Annotated in this window: 22 protein-coding genes; 13 read left to right on the plus strand and 9 right to left on the minus strand. The window is 68.4% G+C overall.

Features of this window, described 5'->3' with window-relative positions; genetic code table 11:
• Positions 1–56 precede the first annotated feature (56 nt).
• Positions 57–728: an HTH-type transcriptional regulator RutR gene (gene rutR, locus K2Y56_RS06030; RefSeq protein ID WP_292506099.1), complete on the minus strand. Its 672-nt coding sequence runs from the start codon at positions 726–728 to the stop codon at positions 57–59.
• A gap of 26 nt (positions 729–754) precedes the next feature.
• A complete protein-coding gene (locus K2Y56_RS06035) occupies positions 755–1,639 on the minus strand; it encodes an ATP-binding protein (protein WP_292506101.1) in 885 nt (294 codons plus the stop codon).
• Between the two features lie 222 nt (positions 1,640–1,861).
• On the opposite strand from K2Y56_RS06035, the gene yajC reads away from it, so the two are divergent.
• The 7 genes from yajC to K2Y56_RS06070 all read left to right on the plus strand — a co-directional run bounded on the left by yajC (position 1,862) and on the right by K2Y56_RS06070 (position 8,662).
• Entirely contained in the window at positions 1,862–2,197 is a 336-nt protein-coding gene (gene yajC, locus K2Y56_RS06040) for a preprotein translocase subunit YajC (protein ID WP_292506333.1), read from the plus strand.
• A 62-nt stretch (positions 2,198–2,259) separates the two neighbouring features.
• Entirely contained in the window at positions 2,260–3,867 is a 1,608-nt protein-coding gene (gene secD / locus K2Y56_RS06045) for a protein translocase subunit SecD (protein WP_292506102.1), read from the plus strand.
• Between the two features lie 95 nt (positions 3,868–3,962).
• The gene (gene secF / locus K2Y56_RS06050) at positions 3,963–4,907 is read left to right on the plus strand and encodes a protein translocase subunit SecF (protein ID WP_292506104.1); all 945 of its coding nucleotides are present in this window, start codon (positions 3,963–3,965) and stop codon (positions 4,905–4,907) included.
• An 8-nt stretch (positions 4,908–4,915) separates the two neighbouring features.
• Complete coding sequence (locus tag K2Y56_RS06055; RefSeq protein WP_292506105.1) at positions 4,916–5,311, plus strand: MTH938/NDUFAF3 family protein; 396 nt, start codon at positions 4,916–4,918, stop codon at positions 5,309–5,311.
• Entirely contained in the window at positions 5,308–6,189 is an 882-nt protein-coding gene (locus K2Y56_RS06060) for a phytoene/squalene synthase family protein (RefSeq protein WP_292506107.1), read from the plus strand. The genes K2Y56_RS06055 and K2Y56_RS06060 overlap by 4 nt, the downstream gene beginning before the upstream one ends.
• A gap of 126 nt (positions 6,190–6,315) precedes the next feature.
• Positions 6,316–8,037: an L-lactate permease gene (locus K2Y56_RS06065; RefSeq protein WP_292506109.1), complete on the plus strand. Its 1,722-nt coding sequence runs from the start codon at positions 6,316–6,318 to the stop codon at positions 8,035–8,037.
• A gap of 97 nt (positions 8,038–8,134) precedes the next feature.
• Positions 8,135–8,662 carry a GNAT family N-acetyltransferase gene (locus K2Y56_RS06070; RefSeq protein ID WP_292506334.1) on the plus strand — a complete coding sequence of 176 codons (528 nt, stop codon included), beginning with the start codon at positions 8,135–8,137 and terminating at the stop codon, positions 8,660–8,662.
• Between the two features lie 72 nt (positions 8,663–8,734).
• Here the strand turns inward: K2Y56_RS06070 and trmFO are convergent, their stop codons facing one another.
• The 3 genes from trmFO to K2Y56_RS06085 form a co-directional block, all read right to left on the minus strand.
• Positions 8,735–10,153 carry a methylenetetrahydrofolate--tRNA-(uracil(54)-C(5))-methyltransferase (FADH(2)-oxidizing) TrmFO gene (trmFO, locus tag K2Y56_RS06075; RefSeq protein WP_292506111.1) on the minus strand — a complete coding sequence of 473 codons (1,419 nt, stop codon included), beginning with the start codon at positions 10,151–10,153 and terminating at the stop codon, positions 8,735–8,737.
• A 51-nt stretch (positions 10,154–10,204) separates the two neighbouring features.
• On the minus strand, positions 10,205–11,128 hold the full coding sequence (locus tag K2Y56_RS06080; protein ID WP_292506112.1) for a hypothetical protein: 924 nt from the start codon (positions 11,126–11,128) through the stop codon (positions 10,205–10,207).
• A 147-nt stretch (positions 11,129–11,275) separates the two neighbouring features.
• Positions 11,276–12,250, minus strand: coding sequence for a S1C family serine protease (locus K2Y56_RS06085; RefSeq protein WP_292506114.1), 975 nt, complete (start codon positions 12,248–12,250; stop codon positions 11,276–11,278).
• Between the two features lie 291 nt (positions 12,251–12,541).
• Here K2Y56_RS06085 and K2Y56_RS06090 point away from each other — a divergent pair, with 291 nt between their 5' ends.
• From K2Y56_RS06090 to K2Y56_RS06115, 6 genes are all read left to right on the plus strand, one after another.
• Positions 12,542–13,093 carry a sigma-70 family RNA polymerase sigma factor gene (locus tag K2Y56_RS06090; RefSeq protein WP_292506116.1) on the plus strand — a complete coding sequence of 184 codons (552 nt, stop codon included), beginning with the start codon at positions 12,542–12,544 and terminating at the stop codon, positions 13,091–13,093.
• Positions 13,090–13,806: an anti-sigma factor gene (locus K2Y56_RS06095; RefSeq protein WP_292506118.1), complete on the plus strand. Its 717-nt coding sequence runs from the start codon at positions 13,090–13,092 to the stop codon at positions 13,804–13,806. Before K2Y56_RS06090 ends, K2Y56_RS06095 begins: the two co-directional genes overlap by 4 nt.
• A 13-nt stretch (positions 13,807–13,819) precedes the next feature.
• Positions 13,820–14,608 carry a 2-oxo-tetronate isomerase gene (otnI, locus tag K2Y56_RS06100; protein WP_292506120.1) on the plus strand — a complete coding sequence of 263 codons (789 nt, stop codon included), beginning with the start codon at positions 13,820–13,822 and terminating at the stop codon, positions 14,606–14,608.
• 361 nt (positions 14,609–14,969) lie between these two features.
• Positions 14,970–16,049 carry an efflux RND transporter periplasmic adaptor subunit gene (locus K2Y56_RS06105; protein ID WP_292506122.1) on the plus strand — a complete coding sequence of 360 codons (1,080 nt, stop codon included), beginning with the start codon at positions 14,970–14,972 and terminating at the stop codon, positions 16,047–16,049.
• On the plus strand, positions 16,050–19,202 hold the full coding sequence (locus K2Y56_RS06110) for an efflux RND transporter permease subunit (RefSeq protein WP_292506124.1): 3,153 nt from the start codon (positions 16,050–16,052) through the stop codon (positions 19,200–19,202).
• A gap of 260 nt (positions 19,203–19,462) precedes the next feature.
• Complete coding sequence (locus K2Y56_RS06115; RefSeq protein ID WP_292506126.1) at positions 19,463–20,287, plus strand: SGNH/GDSL hydrolase family protein; 825 nt, start codon at positions 19,463–19,465, stop codon at positions 20,285–20,287.
• 56 nt (positions 20,288–20,343) lie between these two features.
• On the opposite strand, the gene K2Y56_RS06120 is transcribed toward K2Y56_RS06115, so the two are convergent.
• The 4 genes from K2Y56_RS06120 to metG form a co-directional block, all read right to left on the minus strand.
• The gene (locus K2Y56_RS06120) at positions 20,344–21,165 is read right to left on the minus strand and encodes an MBL fold metallo-hydrolase (protein WP_292506128.1); all 822 of its coding nucleotides are present in this window, start codon (positions 21,163–21,165) and stop codon (positions 20,344–20,346) included.
• 211 nt (positions 21,166–21,376) lie between these two features.
• On the minus strand, positions 21,377–21,538 hold the full coding sequence (locus K2Y56_RS06125) for a hypothetical protein (protein WP_292506130.1): 162 nt from the start codon (positions 21,536–21,538) through the stop codon (positions 21,377–21,379).
• Positions 21,539–21,885: 347 nt separating this feature from the next.
• Positions 21,886–22,677 (minus strand): TatD family hydrolase, encoded by a 792-nt coding sequence (locus K2Y56_RS06130; RefSeq protein WP_292506132.1) that lies wholly within the window; start codon positions 22,675–22,677, stop codon positions 21,886–21,888.
• Positions 22,678–22,765: 88 nt separating this feature from the next.
• Positions 22,766–24,325: a methionine--tRNA ligase gene (gene metG / locus K2Y56_RS06135; protein WP_292506133.1), complete on the minus strand. Its 1,560-nt coding sequence runs from the start codon at positions 24,323–24,325 to the stop codon at positions 22,766–22,768.
• Between the last annotated feature and the right edge of the window lie 5 nt (positions 24,326–24,330).

Below are 24,330 nucleotides of genomic sequence, written 5' to 3' on the forward strand. Positions count from 1 at the left end.
AGAACAGGTGGCGTCAGCGAGCAGGAATCGGGCCGAGGCGGAGGCCGGGCGATCGGTCAGGACGAGGGCAGGGGCAAGGCCCGGATGCCGAGGCCGGTGAGGACCAGCGCCTGCGTGCTCGCCACCGTGCGCTCCAAGAAGTCGGGGTCGTCGAGACCGCGTCCGGTGATGGCGTCGACCTGCACGGCGAAGTCGGCGTAGTGCTGGGTGATCGCCCAGATCGAGAAGATGAGGTGATAGGGGTCGTGGGCCCCGATCCGGCCGTCGGCGATCCAGCCGGAGATGATGCCGGCCTTGGTCTCGACGAGGCGGCGCAAAGGCCCCTCGAGTTCACCACGCAGCAGCGGTGCGCCCTGGACGACCTCGAGGCAGAACAGGCGCGAGGCCTGCGGTGCGTCGCGCGACAGGATGAGCTTGGTGCGGATATAGGCGCTCAGTGCCTCGGCCGGCTCGCTGTTCGCGTCGAGGGCCTGGAGCGGATCGAGCCAGACGTCGAGGACGCGGCGCAGGACGGCGAGGTAGAGCTCTTCCTTGGACGGGAAGTAGTAGAGCAGGTTGGTCTTCGAGATCCCGGCCCGCTCGGCGAGCTGCTCGACGCTCGCCCCATGCAATCCAAGGCTGGAGAACACCTCCAGTCCCGCATCGAGGATCGCCTCGCGCCGGGCTTCGCCGTCCTTGCGGCGGCGGCGTTCGGGCGGCCTCGCTTCAAATGGCTTGCCCGGCTCCATGGTCGGCTGTCCTTTAGAGAGAGGCCTCAATCGAGGCGCTGTCCGAGCCGGCCGGCGAGGTCCTGGATGAACTGGAACGCGGCGCGGCCCGAGCGCGAGCCGCGGGTGACGGCCCATTCGAGCGCCTCGGCCCTGACCTGATCCGGCTCGGCCTTGAGCCCGTGGCGCTCCACATAGGCCGCCACCATGGCGAGATATTCGTCCTGGCTGCATTTGTGGAAGCCGAGCCAGAGGCCGAAGCGGTCCGAGAGGGAGACCTTCTCCTCCACCGCCTCGCCGGGATTGATCGCCGTGGAGCGCTCGTTCTCCACCATGTCGCGGGCGAGGAGATGGCGCCGGTTCGAGGTCGCGTAGAACAGAACGTTCTCGGGCCGCCCCTCGATGCCGCCGTCGAGCGCGGTCTTGAGGGACTTGTAGGAGGTATCCTCGCCGTCGAAGGAGAGGTCGTCGCAGAAGACGATCCAGTTATGCGGGTCCGGCCGAAGGGCGGCCATCAGGTCGGGCAGGGCCTCGATGTCCTCGCGGTGGATCTCGACGAGCTTGAGCGGCAGGGCATCGCCCGAGCGGGTCGCGTTGATCTCGGCCTGGACCGCCTTGACGAGGGACGACTTGCCCATGCCGCGCGCCCCCCAGAGCAGGGCGTTGTTGGCGGGCAGCCCGTCGGCGAACCGCTGCGTGTTGGCCAGCAGCGTGTCGCGGGCGCGGTCGATTCCGGTCAGCAGCCCGATGGCGACGCGGTTGACCTTTGGCACCGGGATCAGCCGGCGCTCGGGCCCCCACAGGAAGGCGTCGGCAAAGGTGAGGTCGGCTGGCGCGGGAGGCGAGGGCGCGGCACGTTCCAGGGCGGCGGCGATCCGCTCCAGCAGTGGCAGGATCGCGTCGCGCGGCTCGGCCGGGGAGGGGGCGGTCATGATGAAGGATCCTGTCGCGGCATTGCGGGCTCTTAACCGGTCGGTCCTCGAAAATCACGACGCCGCGCGATCCCTCGGTGGATCGGGCGGCGGCGCCGCATCAGGCCGCCGTTGCTTTCGGGTCACCCCTGGCTATAGTCCGCGCGCTTTTCGACCGGCCCGGTCGCGCGATCCCCGCGCGCCGAGTGGCCGGCTGTCGCGCTTCATGAGGAGTACCGCGTGCTGATCACCCCCGCCTTCGCGCAAGCGGCCGGACCCGCTGCCGGCGGAGCGGACATCGCCTTGCAGGTGGTGCCGTTCGTCCTCATCTTCGTCATCATGTATTTCCTGATCCTCCGCCCGCAGCAGCGCCGCGTGAAGGAGCATCAGAACATGGTCAAGAACGTGCGCCGCGACGACACCGTCGTCACCACGGGCGGCATCGTCGGCCGCGTCACCAAGGTCGCCGACGAGATGTCCGAGATCGAGGTCGAGATCGCGCCGAACGTCCGGGTCAAGGTCGTGCGGACGATGATCTCGGAAGTGCGGGTCAAGGGTGGCCCGGTCAAGGCAGCCTGACAAACCGGCTTAAGGCGCCGGCTCAAGCGGCTGCATCGACATAAGAAACGGAACAACGGCGGATGCTGCGCTTCTCGCGAACCAAGATCGTCACGACGCTGGCGATCATCCTGATCGGCCTCAGCCTCGCCGTGCCGAGCTTCTTCTCGGCCGACCAGCGCAAGGGCTTCATGGCGGCGCTGCCGAGCTGGTTCCCGAGCTGGATCGTGCCGACACGTGCCATCGTGCTCGGTCTCGACCTGCAGGGCGGCTCGCAGATCCTGCTCGAGATCGACCAGAACGACCTCCTGAAGTCGCAGACGACGGGCCTGCGCGACGATCTCCGCCGCATCCTGCGCGAGGCCGGCGTGACGCCCGAGGGCGGCATCCAGATCATCCCGCGAGGAGTCCAGGTGCGGGTCTCCGATCCGGCCAACCGCGCCAAGGTCCTGCCCAAGCTTCGCGAATTGTCCCAGCCGATCTCGAACGCCCTGGTCAGCGCCTCGGGCGGACAGACCCTCGACATCAACGACAGGCAGGATGGGCTGATCCAGCTCACACTGACCGAGGCCGGCCTTACCGACAGGACCCGCCGGGCGGTGACCCAGGCCATCGAAGTGATCCGCCGCCGCATCGATTTCGGCGGCACCAAGGAGCCGTCGATCCAGCAGCAGGGCGCCGACCGCATCCTCGTCCAGGTGCCGGGCCTGCAGGACCCGCAGGAACTCGAGACGCAGCTGGGCAAGACCGCCAAGCTCGAGTTCCGCATGCTGGCGGATTCGCCCTCGGGCGACGTCGACCTCCTGCCCTCGAAGGACGAGGGCGGCGCTCGCGTGCCGGTGGAGCGCCGGATCATGGCCGACGGCGCCGACCTCACGGATGCGCAGCCCGCCTTCGACCAGCAGACGCAAGAGCCGATGGTGAGCTTCAAGTTCAACCTGAAGGGCGCCCAGCGCTTCGGTCAGGCCACCAGCGAGAACGTCGGCCGGCGCATGGCGATCGTCCTCGACAACGAGGTCGTCTCGGCGCCCCGCATCAACACGCCGATCACCGGCGGCTCTGGCCAGATCACCGGCAATTTCACGGTCAAGCAGGCCAACGACCTCTCGGTCCTGCTGCGCGCCGGCGCCCTGCCGGCCAAGTTGACGGTGGTCGAGCGCCGCGTCGTCGGCCCAGGCCTCGGCCGCGATTCCATCGAGGCCGGAAAATGGGCGACGGCGGCTGCCGCCGTTTTCGTCGTCCTCTTCATGTTTGCGACCTATGGATTGTTCGGCCTGTTCGCCAACATCGCCCTCATCGTCCATGTCGGGCTCATCCTCGGCCTGATGTCGGTGCTGGAGGCGACCATGACGCTGCCGGGCATCGCCGGCATCGTGCTCACCATCGGCACCGCGGTCGATTCCAACGTTCTGATCTACGAGCGCGTGCGCGAAGAGGTGAGGGCAGGGCGCTCCATCGTCTCGGCGCTGCAGGCGGGCTTCGACAAGGCCTTCGCCACCATCGTCGATTCGAACTCGACCATGGCGATCGCCGCGGTGATCCTGTTCTTCATGGGCTCGGGCCCGGTGAAGGGCTTCGCCGTGGTGTTCATCCTCGGCATCCTGACGACCGTCATCACCGCCGTCACCCTGACGCGCATGATGATCGCGTTGTGGTACAATTACGCCCGGCCGAAAGCCTTGCCGTTCTAGGGACAGCCTTCTCGCAGTCCTGACGGCGGGCGTTTCGCCCCATTGATGGAGGAGGGCCGCCGCCCACATCCTCCCGGACAGATCCGAGACCGACCATGCGCCTGCTTCGCCTCTGGCCCGACGAATCGCATTTCGACTTCATGCGGTTCCGGCGCTTCACCTTCCCGCTCTCGGCTCTCATGTCGGTGGCGACGGTTGTGCTGTTCCTGACGATCGGCCTCAATTTCGGCATCGACTTCAAGGGCGGCACCCTGGTCGAGCTCCAGGCCAAGTCCGGCACCGTCGACATCGGCGGCGTCCGCCATACCGCCAATGGCTTCGGCTTCGGCGAGACCGAGGTGCAGGAACTCGGCGGCCAAGGCAACGTCCTCGTGCGCTTCCCGCTCCAGCCGGGCGAACAGGGCCAGACCGCGGTGATGCAGAAGGCGCACGCCGCTTTCGACGCCGATTTCGAATTCCGCCGCACCGAGACCGTCGGTCCGCGCGTCTCGGGCGAGCTTGTGCAATCGGGCACGATCGGCGTCGTGCTCTCGGTGGTCGCGGTGCTGCTCTACCTCTGGTTCCGCTTCGAGCGCGAGCTGGCGCTCGGGGCGATCGTCGGCACCCTCCACGATATCGTGCTCACCCTCGGGGTCTTCGTCATCAGCCGCATCGAGTTCAACATGACCTCGATTGCCGCGATCCTCACCATCGTCGGCTACTCGCTTAACGAAACCGTCGTGGTGTTCGACCGGACCCGCGAGCTGATGCGCCGCTACAAAACGATTCCGACCGAGGAACTTCTCAACCTGTCGATTAACTCGACGATGTCGCGCACCGTGATGACCGGAACCTCGGCGTTCCTGTCGCTGCTCGCGCTGGTGATGTTCGGCGGCGAGGCGATCAACGGCTTTGCCGTCGTCATGCTCGCGGGCGTCGTGATCTGCACCTACTCGGCGATCTTCGTCTCGACCCCGGCACTGATCTATCTCGGCCTGATGCTGTCCGGCGCGAAGGCGCAGGTCAGGCCGACGGCACGCGTACCGCAGGCGGCGGAATAGGAGGCGTGATGGCGCCCGATCTCAGACGAGATCTACAGGACGGCTTCGTTCCCGGGCGCCACCTCATCGACGCCTACGGCAACGGCGGCTTCCGTTTCGCCGAGATGTCGCATCGCGGCTCAATCCTGGTCCTGCCATCCGGGGTCAGGGCCTGGGACGTGGCGGATGCCCGCGCCATCGACCGAACCGCGCTGCGACCGGTCCAGGCCGAGGCGGCGACGATCGAACTGCTCCTCGTCGGGACCGGCCTCGACATCGTGCCGCTTGCCGAGCCGCTTCGGCGCTGGCTCAAGGAAGCCGGGATCGGCCTCGACGTGATGCAGACTGGCGCTGCGGCGCGGACCTACAACATCCTGATGGCGGAGAACCGCAAGGTCGCGGCCGCACTGGTGGCGGTGGCATGACCGAGGCCGAGACCACGCACACTGCCAATGAAGGCCTTGCCTTCGCCTTCGCGCATTGCGAGGCTCTGGTACGCGAGGGCGACCCCGATCGCTACTTCGCCACCCTGTTCGCGCCCGCCGCCTTCCGGCCGCACCTCTTCGCCATCTACGCGTTCAGTCTCACCATCGCGCGAGTCCGCGAGGCTGCGGCCAACCCGATGGCCGGCGAGATCCGTCTGCAATGGTGGCGCGACGCGCTACAGGGCGAGGCGAGGGGGGACGTGAAGGCGAACCCCGTCGCGGCCGCCCTCGACGACGCCATCGTCACCCGCAAGCTCGGGCGCCAGCCCTTCGTCGACCTCATCGATGCGCGGGTCTTCGACCTCTACGACGATCCGATGCCGCGGGTGAACGATCTCGAGGGCTATTGCGGCGAGACCGCCTCGGCGCTGATCCGCCTCGGCAGCCTCATCCTCTCGGATGGAGCCGAGCCCGGCGGCGCGGCGGCGGCCGGCCATGCCGGCGTCGCCTACGGCGTCACCGGGTTGCTGCGGGCCTTGCCCTGGCACGCCAGGCAAGGCCAGATCTATCTGCCGGCCGACATCCTGAAACCCAACGGCGTCACCCGCGAGGACATCGTCACGGGCCGCGGCGGCCCGGGCCTGATCCGCGCCGCCGCCGAATTGCGGGCGCTGGCCCGCCGGCATCTCGACGCCTACGCGGCCGCTCGAGGAACGATCGCGCCCGCCGCCCGTGCGGCCTTCCTGCCTGTGGCACTCATCGAACCCTACCTCGCTGCCATGGAGCGGCCCGGCTACGACCCCCTCAAGACTGTGATTTCCATGCCGCGCTGGCGCCGCCTGTGGCGGCTTTGGCGCGGTGCGAGACGGATGCGGTAGGCGGTTCCGCACCACTGCATACAAGATGCCTTCCGTTGCATATCGGTCGTTGAGCCCCCTAACCTCCTCTGCTAGCAGGGCGTTCGGGACCGCGGAGAACGGCCCTCCGCGGGAGGAGTGATAGCTTTGCAAACCTGGAATCAAGTCTACGACCCGTTCGGGAATCCGTGGCTCTCGACCTTCGCGGCATCGGTGCCGGTGATCGCTCTGCTCGGCATGATCGCCAGCGGCAAGGTCAAGGTGCATATCGCGGCGGTGCTCTCCCTGGTGGTCGCGCTCCTCGTCGCCATCGTCCTGTTCGGCATGCCGACGGATCTCGCCCTGCGCGCCTCGGCCTACGGCGTCGCCCTCGGCCTGTTCCCGATCGGCTGGATCATCCTCAACGTCATCTTCCTCTACCGCCTCACGGTGGAGAAGGGATGGTTCGCCATCCTGCAGCAATCGGTAGCCGGCATCACCACCGACCGGCGCATCCAGCTCCTGCTCGTGGCCTTCGCCTTCGGAGCGTTCTTCGAGGGCGCAGGCGGCTTCGGCACCCCGGTGGCGGTCACCGGCGCCATCCTGATCGGCCTCGGCTTCTCTCCGCTCGCGGCGTCGGGCCTGTCGCTCATCGCCAACACCGCGCCGGTCGCCTACGGCGCGCTCGGCGCCCCCGTCGCCGGCCTCGCCTCAGTCACCGGCTACGATCCCTACGTCCTCGGCGCCATGATCGGCCGACAGCTCCCGTTCTTCTCGGTGATCGTGCCGTTCTGGCTGATCTGGGTCTTCGCGGGCTTCCGCGGCATGATCCAGGTCTGGCCGGCCATCGCCGTCTGCGGCGTCTCCTTCGCAGTCGCGCAATTTGCGATCTCGAACTACATCAACCCCTGGATCGTCGACATCGGCGCCTCGCTGATCTCGATGGGCGCCCTCGTGCTGTTCCTCAAGGTCTGGCGCCCGGCCACGGCCTGGACCTCCCCGGCGCTTCGCGGCAACGACCCTTCGGTCGGCTACATGGCGCAGGCCCGGCCCGCTTCCCTCGGAGCCGGCGTTCCCGGCGCCGAGATCCCGAGCTTCAACGCCGGCACCCGCACGGCGAGTTCGCGCGAGATCATGATGGCCTGGGTGCCGTGGATCATCCTGTCGGTGATCGTGGCGATCTGGGGCACGGGCTGGTTCAAGGGCATCGTCAACCCGATTTTCACCTGGAAATACGAGGTGCCGGGCCTTCACAACGTGATCATGAAGGTACCCCCGGTGGTGGCCACGGCCCACCCCGAGGCCGCGGTCTTCAACTTCACCTACATGTCCTACACGGGCACCGGCGTGCTGTTCGCGGCCATCATCTCCGGCCTGATCATGCGCTTTTCCCCCTGGCGTCTGGTCACGGCCTATGTCGAGACGATCTGGGTCCTGCGCTACTCCATCATCACCATCGCGGCGATGCTGGCCCTCGGCGTGCTCACCCGCTATGCGGGCGTCGACGCGACGCTCGGATTGGCCTTCGCCGGCACGGGCATCCTCTACCCGTTCTTCGGCACCCTGCTGGGATGGCTCGGCGTGGCGCTCACCGGCTCCGACACAGCCTCGAACGTGCTCTTCGGCGGATTGCAGAAGATCACTTCGGAGCAGCTCGGCCTCTCGGGCATCCTGATGGCCTCGGCGAACTCGTCGGGCGGCGTCATGGGCAAGATGATCGATGCCCAGTCGATCGTCGTCGCCTCCACCGCCACCGGCTATTTCGGCCAGGAGAGCAAGATCCTGCGCTTCGTGTTCTGGCACTCCATCGTGCTCGCCTGCCTCGTGGGCGGCCTCGTGATGCTGCAGGCCTACGTCTATCCGTTCACCGCCATGGTGATCCACCCGTAAGATCCTGCCCGCCCCGGTTCGCCGGGGCGGGTTCTTTCGGGCGAAGGCGCGAAAAAATCGCCTTCCGTTCCCCGCGCCCATGCCCCACATGGACGCCATGTTCTTCAAGACCCTCGCCTCGCGCTACAGCCTCGCCAACCTGCCGCCGATCGAGACCGCGCGCCTGCGCGTCGACGGCCTCGTCCCGGCCGATGCCGGGGCGATCCAGGCCCTCACCGACGACCCGGCGATCACCGGCGCGGTGGATTTCCTGCCCGACCCCTTCACTCTCGACCATGCCCGCCGCCTCGTCGGCGGCAAGAAGCCGATCAAGGACCGCTTCCTCGGCGTGCGTCGCAAGGACGGGACGCTTCTGGGGATCGTCGGCACGCATCTGCGCGGCGACCAGGCCGTGGAGATCGGCTACTGGATGGGGGGCTCGGCCCGCGGGCAGGGTTACGGCAGCGAGGCGGTGACGGGGGTCGTCGCGCTCCTGCGCCACCGCTTCCCCCACCGCATCATCGTGGCCGAGTGCCGGCCGGAGAACACCGCCTCGATCGGTCTCCTGCGCAAGGTCGGCTTTCGCGATACCGGCGACGAGGGGCATCGGCCGGGCCGGCGGATCTACGTGATCGAGCCGAGTTGAGGGCGATCTCTCAGGCTTCAAGAGGACCGCTAGGCCTGCGACGGGCACTCCTCCCCCTTGTGGGGAGGGGAGCTATTCCGCGGCAGCCTGCGACGGCGTCACGTCGGCGATCCACCCCGCCAAGTCCGCCCGCGCCCTATCGGTGAGCGCGCGCTTCTTCGCCACCGCCTTCTCCGGACCGCGCAGGCGCTTGCCGGCCTCGCCCCTCGGGATTTCGGCGAGGGGCGGGAACAGCCCGAAATTGACGTTCATCGGCTGGAACGAGCGTGGGCTCCCCGCCTCTTCCACCGCGATATGGCCTCCGGTGATGTGTCCGATGAGGGCGCCGAGCGCCGTCGTCGCCGGCAGCGGGGGGAGGGCGCGGCCCTCGCGCTCGGCCGCCGCGAAGCGGCCGGCCACGAGGCCGGTGGCGGCAGATTCGACATAGCCTTCGCAGCCGGTGATCTGGCCGGCGAAGCGCAGGCGCGGCTGTACCTTGAGCCGTAGCGTGGAATCGAGAAGGCGGGGGCTGTCGAGATAGGTGTTGCGGTGGAGCCCGCCCAGCCTTGCGAACTCGGCGTTCTCCAGCCCCGGAATGGTGCGGAACACCCGCACCTGCTCGGAATAGGTCAGCTTCGTCTGGAACCCGACCATGTTGTAGAGGGTGCCGAGCGCATTGTCCTGGCGAAGCTGGACGATGGCGCAGGCCTTCACGGTCGGGTCGTGCGGGTTGGTGAGGCCGACGGGCTTCATCGGGCCGTGGCGCAGGGTCTCGGGACCGCGCGCCGCCATGATCTCGATCGGCAGGCAGCCGTCGAAATACGGCGTCGAGGCCTCCCATTCCTTGAAGCCGATCTTCTCGCCCTCGATCAGCGCCTGAATGAAGGCATCGTACTGCTCGCGGTTCATCGGGCAGTTGATGTAGTCGGCGCCGGTGCCGCCGGGGCCGGCCTTGTCGTAGCGCGACTGGAACCAGGCCTTGCCCATGTCGATGGAGTCGCGATGCACGATCGGCGCGATGGCGTCGAAGAAGGCGAGCGCATCCGAGCCCGTCAGACCGCGGATCGCATCCGCCAGGGCCGGGGAGGTGAGGGGGCCGGTGGCGACGACGACCTCGCCCCACTCGGCCGGAGGCAGACCCTCGACCTCCTCGCGGGAGATCGTCACGAGGGGATGGGCTTCGAGCGCCGCGGTGACGGCCCTGGCGAAACCCTCGCGATCCACGGCGAGCGCACCGCCGGCGGGGACCTGATGAGCATCGCCCATGCGAAGGATCAGCGAGCCGAGGCTGCGCATCTCCTGGTGCAGCAGGCCGACGGCATTGCCGTTGGCATCGTCCGAGCGGAACGAGTTCGAGCAGACGAGCTCGGCGAGATCCTGGCTCTTATGCGCCTCGGTGCCGCGCACGGGCCGCATCTCGTGGATCACGACCGGATGGCCGCTCTCGGCGATCTGCCAGGCGGCCTCCGAACCGGCAAGGCCGCCGCCGACGATATGGATGGGTTGCGTCATCGCCACGGGATAGACCCGCCGCCGGAACGGAGCAACCGGACACCGGCCTCCTCACCCTCGCGCGCCGTCATCCTGGACCGTTTCGTAGAGTTCTGAAGCAGCCGGAGAACAGCCCTTCGCAAAGTCCCGCGCGATTTCGGAGAATTCCGGCGTCCTGAGGTAGCCGTAGGACTTGTGAGGGTTGGAGCCGCCGGCCGGACGCCGATAATCGTTCACGACCACCGCGTCGCGGATGCCGACGCCGTGGTCGTTCGGCGCGAAATCCTCTGCGAGTTCGCCCACCACGGCCGCCAGGTCTCGCTTGTCGGCGAGGTTGGTCCAACGCCCGACATTGTTGGGCATCCGGGCGGCGCCGTTCTCCGCGACGATCTTCAACCTGACCTCGGCCAAACCAAGCGGCGAGCCGAGCGTCACCAGATGGTCGACCCGGACCGAAGGGGCTTCCCGCTCCAGCATCCGGAGGGTGTCGTAGGCGATGATCGACCCCATCGAGTGGGCGACGAGCAAGATCGGCTGCCCGGCCATGCGTTCGAGGACGTCCCTCAGGCGAGCGCGCACGGCGCGGGCGAAGCTGTTCTCGGATTGATAGTGCCAGAGATCGTCGAAGCGGTTCTGGAGGATCACGTTGTCGACCGGCGTGACGCCGGTCTTGGTCTGGACCCAGTCGAGCCCCTTGTAGACGTGGCCGAGGACCGTGTTGTTCAGGGATGTCTCGGAGACAGGCTCGTCGTACCGGGGGAACGGGCCGCTGCCGTCGCCCGGCCGATAGGGCTCTTTGTTCTCGTCCCCCGCCAGCGGACGGTCGTAGCGAAGGTCCGCCCAATAGACGAACTCGAAGGCGAGGTCGTCGGCGCCGACCCCGCAATTGCGCTGCAATCCCTCCAGGATGGCCTGCCTCCACCACCGCCTCTTCTCGTCGAGCGGTGGTTTGTTCTCGAGGCCGTGAATGCCGACGATGACGCCTTGCCTGTCCATCTCGTGTCGCTGAAGGGTTTCGCCTTTGGCCTCGCGGGAAGAAATGCGGCGGATGCCTATTCGGCCGCCGGCACACTTCCCGATCCTTCGGGCGGAAAAATTATGAAAGGTTACGGCGCATCGGATTTCGTCCGCCGGGCCGACCGCTCAGTGGAGTTGCGGGCTCACCAGAAACCGCTCACGGTCGGAAGAGGTCAGCGACAGCTTGAGGGTGCGGCCCTCGCGCTGGACGGTGAGAGGAACGCGCACGCCGGCCTCGCCGAGCGCCCAGACCTGCCGGAAGAACCCGGCGAGATCGGCCACGGGCTCGCCCGCCACCGCCACGATGGCGTCTCCGGCGCGCAGGTCCGCGCTCTCGGCCGGCCCGTCATCCGCTAGCCCCATCACGACGACGGCGCCCTCGCCCTCGGCGGCGTAGAGGCCGAGCCACGGCCTCGGCGGCCGATCGACCCGGCCGCGCCGGGTCAGGTCCTCGAGGATCGGCGGCAGGAGGTCGATGGGCACGATCATGTTGATCGCCTTCGGGCCGCCGGGGCCGCCCTGCTGAAGCTGCAGCGAGCCGATGCCCAGCAATTCACCCTGCGGCCCCAGCATCGCGGTGCCGCCCCAATGGGGGTGCGAGGGCGCCGTGAAGATCGCCTCGTCGAGGACGTATTCCCAGTAGCCGGCGAATTCCTGCCGGGCGACCACCTCGACAGCAACGCTGCGCTGTCGGCCTCCGGCGCCTGCCACCACGGCGCGGTCTCCGACCCGGACCGTGTCGGAGCGCCCGAGCGTCAAGTGCGGCAGCCTGAGGTCGCCGAGGGCCTGGACGAGGCCAAATCCAGTGACGGCGTCGTAGCCGACCACGTGTCCGGGAATGGAGCGGCCGTCCTGGGTGGTCAGCCACACCGTGTCGGCCTCCATCACGAGATAGCCGATGGTGAGGACGAGGCCATCCTCGCCGATGACGACGCCGTTTCCGGCGCGCTCCGTACCGAGCGTCTCCGCCGTGAAGGCCTCGGGCGGCACGCGGGTCGAGAGCGACACGATGGCGGTGAGCGCCCGGTCGAGGTCGAAGGTGTAATCCGCCGCCTTCGGCTGCACGGCCGAGGGAATCTTCCAATCTCCCGGCGAGGCCATGCGAACGTCTCCATGAGTGTCACGGGATGAGTGTCACGGGAGCGAGCCCCGGATGCAATCCGTTGAGATAGGTCGCCGGTCGCCGATGGGACAGGGCGACGAGGCGTCCCGGCGATGGATCTACCCACATCGGATCGCGGCCTGCGCAGTGGCACGGGCGGATCGCTTGCCCTAGGTTGCCCGCGGGCGAACCGTGGCGGTGGAAATCCGTGCTGCCCCTACGTTCGATCGTGACGAGATGACCGTGCCGCCCGGCAGAGGCGGACGGATTGGGAGAGGATGAATCGCCCCGTGCGTGACGACGCCACGCTCTCGCGATTGCTGGCCGGGATCGCGAGCGGCGATGAACAGGCCCTCAAATCGCTCTACGACCTCACCGCCCCGAAACTTTACGGCCTCATCCTTCGTATCCAGAGGGATCGCAGCGCCGCCGAGGACGTCCTCCAGGACGTGTTCGTGCGTGTCTGGCAGGCTGCGGGATCCTATGATCCCGCCTCCGGCCGGCCGCTTGCGTGGCTCTGTGCCATCGCCCGGAACCGGGCGATCGACGTCGTCCGCAGGAAGGGCGAGGTGCAGGGGCCTGTGACCGAGGACGGAGAGGACTGGGTGGAACGGCTCGCCGATCCTCACGACAGCGAAGGCGCGATCCTGGGGCGCGACGCGCTCAAGGCCTGCCTCGGGCGACTCGAGGCGGCGCAGCGCGACTGCGTCGTGCTGGCTTATTGCGAGGGCTACTCGCGGGAGGAACTCGCGTCGCGCTACGATAAGCCCGTCAACACCATCAAGACCTGGCTGCATCGCGGGCTCGCTACCCTGCGCGGCTGCCTCGAGACCGCCGCATGAGCGCCGACCCGAACGAGCGCGACCTGCGCGCCGCCGAATACGTGCTCGGCACCCTCTCCGCTTCCGAACGGGCGGCCCTCGATCTCGAACGGGCGGTCGATCCGGCGACCGAGGCCGCCGTGCGCGCCTGGGAACGCCGTCTCTCGCCGCTCGACGACACGATCCAGTCCGTGGAGCCGCCCGAGCGGGTCTGGCAGAAGATCTTGCGGGCGCTTCCGGGTCGAAGCGCATCGGCTCCCGCCAACGACAACCGCATCGAAGCCCTGTCGCGGCAGATCCGGCTCTGGCGCGGCGCGGCTCTGACCGCCGGCGCCCTGGCGGCGAGCCTCGCCCTCGTCGTCGCCCTCGGCCGGTTCGGCGCGCCCCCCGTCACGCCTGCGGATACGCGCTACGTCGCCGTAGTCAGCCGCGGCGGCGAGGTCCCGGCTTTCCTCGTCAGCGTCGACCTCGCCGCCGGCACCGCGCAGGTCCGCCCTGTCGGCGCCGAGACGCCTGCGGGGCACAGCCTCGAACTCTGGTACGTCGAGGGCGGGACCCCCAAGACCCTCGGCGTGATCGGCGCCAGCGCCCGCAAGGTCGCCCTACCGGCCGACGCCAAGGCGGCGCAGCCGGGTGCCGGTCTCTTCGCGGTCTCGGTGGAGCCGCCCGGCGGCTCGCCGACCGGAAAGCCGACCGGTCCGGTGATTTATTCCGGCACGCTGATCAAGGACTAGCGCGACACCCAAGATGCCGCGCTTTGCCGCCAACCTCACCCTCATGTTCACCGAGCACGCCTTCCTCGACCGCTTCGCGGCGGCGGCGGATGCGGGCTTCACGGCGGTGGAGTGCCTGTTCCCCTACGCGGAATCGCCAAGTGCGATCGCCTCGCGCCTGCAGCGTCATGATCTCGAACTCGCCCTGTTCAACATGCCGCCGGGAGATTGGGCGGCCGGCGAGCGCGGAATCGCGGCCCTGCCGGACCGGTTCGCCACCATGGCGGAGGGGGTCGAGATGGCGCGCACCTATGCCGAGGCGACGGGTACGCGCCGGCTCCACCTCATGGCCGGGCTTGCCGACAGGAACGACCCGGATGCCGTCGCGGCCTATCGGCGTTCGCTGCGGCATGCTGCCGGCCGGCTCGCCACCCGCGACATCGACCTCCTGATCGAACCGATCAACCGGCGCAGCATGCCGGGCTACTTCCTCGACGACGTCGCGTTCGCAGCGGGCATGGTCGAGGAGCTGCGGGCGGCGGGTTATCCGAACGCGAAGCTGCAATTCGACGTCTTCCACGTCCAGGTCCTGCACGGCGACGTCACCACCCGGCTCGAGGCGCTGATGCCGCTGATCGGTCATATCCAGACCGCGAGCGTGCCCGGCCGCCACGAGCCCGGCACCGGCGAGCTCGACGACGCCTTCGTCTTCCGCACCCTCGACCGTCTAGGCTATGCCGGCTTCGTCGGCTGCGAGTACAACCCGGCCGAAGGCACACGGACCGGCCTCGGCTGGTTCGCGCCGTGGAGACGGGACGGCTGAAGCGGGTCCCACAACCCGTCATTCCGGGGCGCCAAAGGCGAACCCGGAATCCATAGCCGCCGACCTCATCATGCTTTGCACGCGTCGCGGCTATGGATTCCGGGTTCTGCTGCGCAGCCCCGGAATGACATCGAGGGTGGCAAAAGGTGGGTCAAGTTCCTCTTCATTGGTCTGAACCGGGCGTCCTAAAGCATTTTCTTCTGGGCACCCGCCGCACACGATGTCTCGCCTCCATTCCGCGTTTGGCGGTGGATGGCGACGCCCGCCCGAACGCGCCGGGCCTCGCCCGGTATCGATTTCACGGCGGACACGCTATCGGGAGCAGAACGGAGAACCGGGGAGGGGAGTTGTGGCGGGGCGCGTGACCCGATGGCGATGGGCCGTCCTGGCGGCATTGCTCCTGGCCGGCCTCGGCCTCGTCGCTGCCGACTCGGCCCTGCGCAGGTCCGGCGAGGAGGCGTTCGCGCGCCTGCGCGCCTTCTCGGAACCGGAAAAGCCCGAGCGCCCGCATCTGCCGGCCCAGCGCGTCGCCGTCGAGGAAGGGCGGATGGTGGTCAAGCTCAACCCGGCCGAGCAGGCCCGCATCGGCATCGATACCCGCGTGGTGCCGGCTCTGGCGCATCGGGCCGAGGTCCAGGCCTATGGCAGCGTCCTGGACCTCGCCCGAGTCACCGACCTCACCAATTCCTATGCCAGCGCCAAGGCTCAGCTCCAGACCGCGCAGGCGCGGGTCGAGGTCTCGCGCAGCGCCTTCCAGCGGGCCAAAAATCTCGGCCCCTACGCAACCACCGTGCAGGTCGAGACCACCGAGGGCACATTCCAGACCGACCTCGCCTCCCTGGCGGCTGCGGAATCGCAGGTGCGGACCCTCGCCGCAACGGCCCAGCAGGAATGGGGGCCGGTGATCGGCCGGGCCATCGTCGAGCGCAGCCCCACGATCACGCGGCTGATCGAGCGCAGCGAGTTCCTGGTCCAGGTGACGCTGCCACCGGGCGAGACGCTGAGAGGAAGGCCGGCCGCAGCCTTCGCAGAGGTACCGCCGCAGAGCGCACGGGTCGCCCTGCGCTACATCTCACCGGCGACCCGCACCGATTCCAAGATCCAGGGACTGAGCTATTTCTACACCGTGGCGGGCGATAGCGGCTTCCTGCCCGGAATGAGCATGCTCGTGTTCCTCACGGGCGAGCGCAACGTCACAGGCCTCAGCGTGCCCGAGGACGCGGTGGTCCATTGGGGCGGCGGCACCTGGGTCTACCGTGCGGTGGCGCCGGGCGCCTACGTCCGACACCTCCTGAAGTCGGACCCGATCATGTCGGCGGATGCTTACGTCGTCGAGGACCTGCCCGGGGACACCGAGATCGTCCTGCGGGGCGGCCAGGCGCTCCTGTCGGAGGAGATGAAGGCGCAGCTCCAGGTCTCCGGCGGGGCGGACGACGACTAGATGGAGCCGATGCCCGCCGGCCCGCAGGCCGCCCTCGTCGCTTTCGCCGTGCGGTTTCGCGGGGTCGTGCTCGGTCTCGCCATGGCGCTCGCCGCCTTCGGCGCAGCGACAATGGGCGACGCCAAGTACGACGTCTTCCCGGAATTCGCGCCGCCCGCGGCGGTGATCCAGACCGAGGCGCCAGGACTCAACCCCGAGCAGGTCGAGGTACTGGTGACCCAGCCGATCGAGGTGGCGGTCAACGGTCTGCCGGGCCTCGTCACCCTGCGGTCGAACTCGATCCAGGGCCTCTCGGTCATCACCGCGACCTTCCGGGCCGGCAGCGACATCTACCGGGCGCGCCAGCTCGTCACCGAGCGGCTGACGGCGCTTGCCGGGCGCCTGCCCCAGGGCGTGCAGCCTCCCGCGATGACGGCGCTGACCTCGGCCACCTCCACCGTGCTCCTCGTCGGGATGACCGCGCCCCAGCGTTCTCCGATGGAGCTACGAACACTCGCCGACTGGACCGTGCGGCTGCGCCTCCTTGCCGTGCCGGGCATCGCCGAGGTCTCGGTCTATGGCGGCGCGGTGCGCTCGCTCCAGGTCCAGGTCAGGCCGCACGACCTGATCCGCTTCGGCATCGGCATGAACGACGTGCTCGCCGCCGCCCGCAAGGCCACCGGCGTGCGCGGCGCGGGCTTCGTCGACACGACGAACCAGCGCGTCACCCTCCAGACCGAGGGCCAGTCGCTGACACCCGAGGCCCTCGCCCGCACCGTCCTCGTCAACGAGGGCGGCGCCAGCGTGACCCTCGGCGACGTCGCCGACGTGGTCGCCGCGGGCGAGCCGCCGATCAGCGCCGCCCTCGTCGACGGCGTGCCGGGCGTGCTCCTGATGGTCGGAGCACAATATGGTGCCAACACCCGCGAGGTCGCCGCCCGCGTCGAGGCGGCGCTCGCCGAGCTCAGGCCGGCCCTGGAGCGCGAGGGCGTGACCTTGCGGCCGGACCTGTTCAAGCCCTCGAACTTCATCACGGTCGCCAACGCCAACGTGCTGCAGGCCCTGGGGCTCGGCGGCATCCTCGTCGTCATCGTGCTGTTCGTGTTCCTCTACGATTGGCGCACCTGCATCATCAGCGCCGTGGCGATCCCGCTCTCGCTGATCGCGGCGGTGCTGGCGCTGCAGGCCATGGGCGAGAGCCTCAACACGATGACGCTCGGCGGCCTCGCCATCGCCATCGGCGAGGTCGTCGACGACGCGGTGATCGGCGTCGAGAACGTCGTGCGGCGACTGCGCGAGAACCGCCGCCTCGGACTGCCCCGGGAGGAGGGCAGGGTGATCATCGACGCCATCCTCGAAGTGCGCACGGCGGTGGCCTACGCGACCTTCGCGGTGCTGCTGGTCTTCCTGCCGGTGCTGGCGCTCTCGGGGATAGCTGGGCGGCTGTTCGGGCCATTGAGCCTCGCCTACATCCTCGCGGTGATCGCGTCCTTGGCCGTGGCGCTGACCGTGACCCCGGCCCTCGCCATGCTGCTCCTGACGGGGCGCAAGGGGGCGGAAGCCCGCGACCCGCCGATGATGCGCTGGTCGCGCGGCGCCTATGCCTGGGCCCTCGCCGGGATCGAGCGGGTCTCGCTCCTCGTGGTCGCCGCCGCCATCCTCCTGACGCTGGCCGGGGCCGCCCTGGTGCCGGGCTTCGGCAGCACCTTCCTCCCCGACCTCAAGGAAGGACACCTGATCCTGCACATGGCCGGGGCGCCAGGCACCTCGCTGCAGGAATCGATGCGGCTCGGCACCCGGATCACCCACGACCTCAAGGCGATCCCCGGCATCCGGGCCGTGGCCTCGCAGATCGGGCGGGCGGAGGCCGGCCAGGATACGGCCGGCACCCATTACAGCGAGATCCATATCGACCTCGATCCGGGCCTCGGCGGCGCCGAGCAGAAGGCGGTCGAGACCCGCATCCGCACGCTCCTCGCCGAGTTCCCGGGCGCGGCCTTCTCGCTCAAGACCTTCCTCACCGAGCGCATCGAGGAGACGGTGTCCGGGGCAGGGGCCCCGGTGGTGATCAGCGTCTTCGGCAACGACCTCGCCCGGATCGAAACGGCAGCCTCCGACATCGCCCGCGAGCTCGGCGAGGTCCCGGGCGCCGCCGACATCCAGCGCAGCGCGCCCGCCGGCCTGCCTCAGGTGAACGTGACCCTGCGCCCCAACGATCTCCGGCACTGGGGCCTCGAGGCCACCGACGTGCTCGAGGTCGTGCGGACGGCCTATCAGGGCGACACGGTCGGCCAGACCTACGAGGGCAACGCGGTCTTCAACGTCATCGTCAACCTTGGCGGTCCGGCCCGCGGGCGCCTCGCCGCCCTCGGCGACCTGCCCCTGCGCACCCCGAACGGCCGCTACGTCAGCCTGGCCCAGGTCGCCGACATCTACGAAAGCGCGGGCCGCTATCAGGTCCAGCACCAGGGCGCCCAGCGCGTCCAGACCGTCACCGCCAACGTGCAGGGGAGGGACGTCGCCTCCGTCATGGCGGCGGCCAAGCGCAAGATCGCCCGCGAGGTCGCCCTGCCGTCGGGCGTCTATCTCGGCTTCTCGGGCGCCGCCGAGGTGCAGGACCGGGCGCAGCGCGACCTCCTGCTCTATTCGGGCTTCGCGATCCTCGGCATCCTGATGCTGCTCGCCGTCGTCACCGGCTCGCTGCGCAACCTGATGCTGCTCCTCGTCAACCTGCCCTTCGCCTTCGTCGGCGGGGTCATGGCGGTCTTCATGACCGACGGGGTGCTGTCGCTCGGCTCGATCGTCGGATTCGTGACGCTGTTCGGCATATCCTTGCGCAACACCATCATGATGATCTCGCATTACGAGCACCTCGTCACGATCGAGGGCCGGACCTGGAACCTCGCCACTTCCATCGACGGCGCCGCCGACCGCCTCGTCCCGATCCTGATGACCTCGCTGGTGACCGGCCTCGGCCTCTTGCCCCTGGCGCTCGGCGCCGGCGAGCCCGGCCGCGAGATCGAGGGCCCGATGGCCCTCGTCATCCTCGGCGGCCTCGTCACCTCGACGATCCTCAACCTGATGCTCCTGCCGACCCTGGCCCTCAGATTCGCGCGATTCAAACCCGTGGAGGAGGGGTTGCTGGCGCAATCGGGGCGTGGAAGCACCTCTTGAGCGGTCTCCCCAACCCCAATCGGCCATTCGCATAAGATATATTATGGAACTTCAGTGCCTGCCACGTCGGGGCAGGGGCCTTCGCAAAGCCCCCATTCACCATGGATCTCCAATCGAAATTCACCACGGAACCAGAGACTTCTCCGTTGTGGTCAGGCTGGTCGACAATCCACAAAGCGCTTTAACTCGATCGCGCAATCGTCATAATCGTCGTCCATGAGGCGATAGCCTCACTCGCTGACACGATTCGATTGCTCGCAATGCTGACATTCCAGCGCCGTTTTCCGCTCCTCGGCCTCGCCGCCATCGCCATGGCGTGGCTCGGCATGTCCGCGAAGGCCGAACCGCTCTCGCTCGGCTCCGGCGTGACCAACGCGGCTCTCGCGGCCACCGGCGCGCTGCCGCGCCTCAAGGCGCGGCTCGATGCCGGCGGAGAAATCCGGATCATCGCCTTCGGGTCGTCCTCGACCGAAGGCGCCGGCGCCTCCTCCCCGGCCTCGACCTACCCGGCCCTGCTCCAGCGCGATCTCTCCGAGAGCCTGCGACTCGGTGTAGCCGGCCGGCCCGCCGTCAACGTGATCAACCGCGGCAAGGGAGGCGACGACGCCGAGGCGATGGCGCGGCGCCTTCAGCGCGACGTGCTCGCCGACCGACCCGATCTCGTGATCTGGCAGACCGGCAGCAACGACCCGATGACCGGCGTTCCGGTGGAGCGCTTCTCCCAACTCACCCGCGACGGGATCGCGGCGATCCGCTCCACTGGCTCCGACGTCGTGCTCATGGACCAGCAATGGTGCCGGCGCCTCAGCGGCATCGACGGCGCGGAGCGCTACGCCGCTGCCCTGCATGCCCTCGCCGCGGAGCTCGGCGTGCCGGTAATCCGCCGCCATGCCCTGATGAAGACCTGGGTCGACAAGGGTATCATGACTCCCTCGCAGATGATCGGCCCGGACGGCCTCCACATGACGGATGCGGGCTACGATCGCCTCGCCAAGGCCGCCAGCAACCAGATCCTCGTCCAGGTCGGCCTCGCCCCCGCCATGTCGGTCGCGCCGAGCCGCGCCGACCCGTCGGCGCATAACTGACGTCGCGAAGACGCGTCCGGCCCCTATCGGCCGGCAGAACTGTCGTCAGCCGAGCCCTAAAGATCGACCGTGAGGCGCATGCCGTCATAGGCGGGCGCCACATTGTCCGGCAGCCTGGCCGCCAGGGTCGCGTAGTCGAGGTCGGTGTGCAGGTTGGTCAGCACCGCCCGGCGCGGCCGCACCTCCTCGATGAGGGCAAGGGCGTCCGAGACCGAGTAGTGGGTCGGGTGCGGCGTCTCACGAAGGGCATCGATGACGAGGAGGTCGAGGCCGTCAAGATGCGCCTTGCCGGCCTCCGGCATCACGCTGACGTCGGGCGCGTAGGCGAGGGGCCCGAAGCGGAAGCCGTGCGCGACCTCGTTGCCGTGCTCCATCGCGAAGGCCAGAGCCTCCACCGCCCCGCCCTGCCCCGGGATCGAGAGCGGCTCGCCGGCGACGAAATCGTTCATGTCGAGGATCGGCGGATAATCGCTGCCCGGCGGCGTCGCGAAGCAATAGCCGAAGCGCGCCTCGAGCAAAGCCCGCGTCTGCGCATCGGCATAGACCGGGATGCGCCGGCGCATATGGATGACGAGGGGGCGGACGTCGTCGATGCCGTGGGTATGGTCGGCATGGGCATGAGTGAACAGGACCGCGTCGAGCCGATGCACTTCTGCGCCGAGCAACTGCTCGCGCAGGTCCGGCGAGGTGTCGATCAGGAGCGTGGTGACGCCCTCCTCCCGATTTCCTTGCCCGTCCCCCTGCCCTTCGACGAGGACCGAGCAGCGCCGGCGGCGGTTCCTCGGCTCGGACGGATCGCACGCGCCCCAGCCATAGCCGACCCGCGGCACGCCGCCGGACGAGCCGCAGCCGAGGATGGTCAAGGTCAGCGAACGCATCGGCACCTCCGGCCCCGTTCGTAACGGAGGGCCCGCCCGCCTGTCACGCCCCCTTGGGGGGGTCGTGGCGCGGTGTGGGTTTCATTCCGGTCGACCGGGTACTTTGGGCCGATTGCGGACATCAATGGAGCATCTCGTACCTTGCTCATCAACACAGGGGTCGGCGATGCACTCAAGTGTCGGTCTATCGCTTAGGCGATGAGGCGCGAGCCTATGGTTGTTCGCCACCCTCTTCGAAGATCATCAGCAGTCGAGGTGCCCGGCTTCGCTGTCCTGGCCGGCTGCCTGATGAGCGAGGCTCGTTGACCACTTCGCTCAACTTGAGCTGCTCGTCGGCACTTTCCCCCGCCACGAGCGGCACGGTGATGGTCATCGTGCTCTCCCCTCGTACAGGATAGCCCCGAGCAGGAACTGCGGGCTCCGTGCTTGGTACTGCACGTGGCAAGTCGGATTGCACCGAGGCACCATCGTCAGGAACCAAAACAGCCAGACCGATCATCAGGAGAAACCTCGGTGACACGAGCATGATATCCTCCGGTAACGACTGGAAGATACAACTCTCCCGCACAAACCTTGGAGACAAAAAGCGAAAATTTTAAAGTATTGCTAGCGATTCACTCTCGATGCATTCGCCAGGCAGACTTCGCTGATGCCTGGAACACCAAGCTGAATGCTGACGTCGCATCAGCGGACGTTACGAGCCCATGTCGAGCGAGAGCCCTACCGCTCCCCCGCCGGAACCGCCTTGGCGAAGAGCCGGTGGAAATTCGCCGTGGTCAGGCTCACAAACTCCTCGAACGGGATGTCGAGGAACTGGGCCAGCGAACGCGCGGTGTCGGCGGTATAGGCCGGCTCGTTGGTTCGGCCGCGATGCGGCTCGGGGGCGAGGAACGGGGCGTCGGTCTCCACCAGCAGCCGGTCGTGGGGAACCTCGGCGGCGATGGCGCGCAAGTCGTGCGAGCGCCGGAAGGTGACGATGCCGGAGAAGGAGACGAACAGGCCGAGCTCGACTCCGATTTCCGCCAGCCGCGCACCGGACGAGAAGCAGTGCAGCACCGCCCTGAAGGCGCCCTGCCCCATCTCGTCGACGAGGACGCGCTCCATATGCGCGTCGGCATCGCGCGAATGGATGACGAGCGGCAGGCCGGTCTCGCGCGAGGCGGCGATATGTGCGCGGAAAACCCGCTCCTGCACGGCTTCGGGGGCCGCGTCGGCGTAATGGTAGTCGAGGCCCGCCTCCCCGATCCCGATGCAGCGCGGATGCGCGCTCAGCGCGATGATCTCGGCCGCCGGCACGTCCGGCTCCTCACCCGCACCGTGCGGATGGGTGCCGATTGTGTGCCAGACTTCCCCATGCGCCTCCGACAGGGCCTCGTAGGTGCGCGCCTTGGCGACCCGGGTGGAGATCGTCAGCATCCCGCTCACGCCGGCCGCCCTGGCGCGGGCGATCACGCCGGGGAGGTCGGCGGCGAAGTCGGGGAAATCGAGGTGGCAGTGGCTGTCGATGAGCATGGATGTCGATCAGGTGTCTTCACAGAGTGTGGCGCCGAACGGTGCCGGTCCATCTTGCGAACGCTGTCGGCGGAGCCAGCGGCTCGTTCTAGGCCTCCGGCTCCACGAACCGCGGGAACAGCCCGCTCGGCGGGGGCAGGGCGGTTCCGGGGACGAGGCGCCCGCCCTCCCCTACGTCTGCGAACTGGCGGCGCTCGGCTGGTACGGCGAGGAGGTCGAGGAGCTTGCCCGCCGAGCCCGGCATGAAGGGCTGGACCAGGATGCCGATGGCCCGCAGGGTTTCGGCGACGACGTAGAGCGAGGCGCCCATCCGTGCCGGATCGGTCTTGCGCAGGACCCACGGCTTCTCACCGTCGAAGTAGCGGTCGGACGCCGTCACCACCGCCCAGATCTCGGCGAGCGCGGTGTGGAGCGCGAGCTTGTCCAATGCCGTCCGTACGATGCCGGGCAGGGCGTCGGCGAGAGCGAGGAGCGCGCGGTCATCCTCGGTGAACGCGCCATGCTCGGGCACCCTCCCCTCGCAGTTCTTGGCGATCATCGAGAGCGAGCGCTGAGCGAGGTTGCCGAGCCCGTTCGAGAGGTCGGCGGTGTAGCGGGCGATGATCGCCTCGTGGCTGTAATTGCCGTCGCCGCCGAACGGCACCTCGCGCAGCACGAAGTGGCGCAAGGCATCGACGCCGTAGGTGGCGATCAAATCGAACGGGTCGACGACGTTGCCGAGGGACTTCGACATCTTCTCCCCGCGCGTCAGCAGGAAGCCGTGGCCGAAGACGCGCTTGGGGAGCGGCAGTCCCGCCGACATCAGGAAGGCTGGCCAGTACACCGCGTGGAAGCGCACGATGTCCTTGCCGATCACGTGCAGGTCCATCGGCCAGAACTTTTTCCGCGCGTCGTCGAGATCCGGAAAACCCGTCACCGTGAGGTAGTTCGTCAGGGCGTCGACCCAGACATACATGACGTGGTCCGGGTGGCCCGGCACCGGCACGCCCCAGTCGAAATTGGTGCGGCTGACCGAGAGATCCTTGAGCCCCGAGCGCACGAAGCTCGCGACCTCGTTGCGCCGCGTCTCGGGGCCGATGAAGTCGGGCTGCGCCTCGTAGAGCGCGAGCAGCTTGTCGCCATAGGCCGAGAGCCGAAAGAGGAAGTTCTCCTCCTCCATCCAGGCCACGGGCGTGCCGGTGGCCTTGGCGCGGCGCTCCCCGTCCCGGGCGATCTCGGTCTCGTCCTCGTTGTAATAGGCCTCGTCGCGCACCGAGTACCAGCCGGCGTATTTCGACAGATAGATGTCGCCGTTCGCCTCCATGCGCCGCCACAGGGCCTGCGCGGCGGCGTAATGGTCCGGCTCCGTCGTGCGGATGAAGCGGTCATGGCTGCAATCCAGCGCCTCTGCCATCGCCCGGAAGCGGGCGGCCATGTCGTCGACGAGCTCGCGCGGGCCGATGCCGGCTCTGGTTGCGGTCTGCTGGATCTTGAGGCCGTGCTCGTCGGTGCCGGTGGAGAACAGCACGTCGTAGCCGTCGAGACGCTTGAAGCGCGCGATGGCATCGGTGGCGATCACCTCGTAGGCGTGGCCGATATGCGGCGCGCCGTTGGGGTAGGAGATCGCGGTAGTGATGCCGAAGGTCTTGGGGGAAGCGAGGTCGGTCACGGCGG

Source organism: Methylobacterium sp., from assembly GCF_019745455.1.
Taxonomy (GTDB): Bacteria; Pseudomonadota; Alphaproteobacteria; order Rhizobiales; family Beijerinckiaceae; genus Methylobacterium.

Bases quoted from the DNA above. Each gene is read 5' to 3' on its own strand.
- otnI (WP_292506120.1), top strand. From the start codon at position 13,820: ATGCCGCGCTTTGCCGCCAACCTCACCCTCATGTTCACCGAGCACGCC.
- trmFO (WP_292506111.1), bottom strand. From the start codon at position 10,153: ATGACGCAACCCATCCATATCGTCGGCGGCGGCCTTGCCGGTTCGGAG.
- rutR (WP_292506099.1), bottom strand. From the start codon at position 728: ATGGAGCCGGGCAAGCCATTTGAAGCGAGGCCGCCCGAACGCCGCCGC.
- K2Y56_RS06085 (WP_292506114.1), bottom strand. From the start codon at position 12,250: ATGGCCTCGCCGGGAGATTGGAAGATTCCCTCGGCCGTGCAGCCGAAG.
- K2Y56_RS06080 (WP_292506112.1), bottom strand. From the start codon at position 11,128: ATGGACAGGCAAGGCGTCATCGTCGGCATTCACGGCCTCGAGAACAAA.
- K2Y56_RS06130 (WP_292506132.1), bottom strand. From the start codon at position 22,677: ATGCTCATCGACAGCCACTGCCACCTCGATTTCCCCGACTTCGCCGCC.
- secF (WP_292506104.1), top strand. From the start codon at position 3,963: ATGCGCCTGCTTCGCCTCTGGCCCGACGAATCGCATTTCGACTTCATG.
- K2Y56_RS06125 (WP_292506130.1), bottom strand. From the start codon at position 21,538: ATGACCATCACCGTGCCGCTCGTGGCGGGGGAAAGTGCCGACGAGCAG.
- K2Y56_RS06110 (WP_292506124.1), top strand. From the start codon at position 16,050: ATGGAGCCGATGCCCGCCGGCCCGCAGGCCGCCCTCGTCGCTTTCGCC.
- K2Y56_RS06060 (WP_292506107.1), top strand. From the start codon at position 5,308: ATGACCGAGGCCGAGACCACGCACACTGCCAATGAAGGCCTTGCCTTC.
- secD (WP_292506102.1), top strand. From the start codon at position 2,260: ATGCTGCGCTTCTCGCGAACCAAGATCGTCACGACGCTGGCGATCATC.
- K2Y56_RS06095 (WP_292506118.1), top strand. From the start codon at position 13,090: ATGAGCGCCGACCCGAACGAGCGCGACCTGCGCGCCGCCGAATACGTG.
- K2Y56_RS06070 (WP_292506334.1), top strand. From the start codon at position 8,135: ATGTTCTTCAAGACCCTCGCCTCGCGCTACAGCCTCGCCAACCTGCCG.
- K2Y56_RS06120 (WP_292506128.1), bottom strand. From the start codon at position 21,165: ATGCGTTCGCTGACCTTGACCATCCTCGGCTGCGGCTCGTCCGGCGGC.
- K2Y56_RS06115 (WP_292506126.1), top strand. From the start codon at position 19,463: ATGCTGACATTCCAGCGCCGTTTTCCGCTCCTCGGCCTCGCCGCCATC.
- K2Y56_RS06055 (WP_292506105.1), top strand. From the start codon at position 4,916: ATGGCGCCCGATCTCAGACGAGATCTACAGGACGGCTTCGTTCCCGGG.
- K2Y56_RS06035 (WP_292506101.1), bottom strand. From the start codon at position 1,639: ATGACCGCCCCCTCCCCGGCCGAGCCGCGCGACGCGATCCTGCCACTG.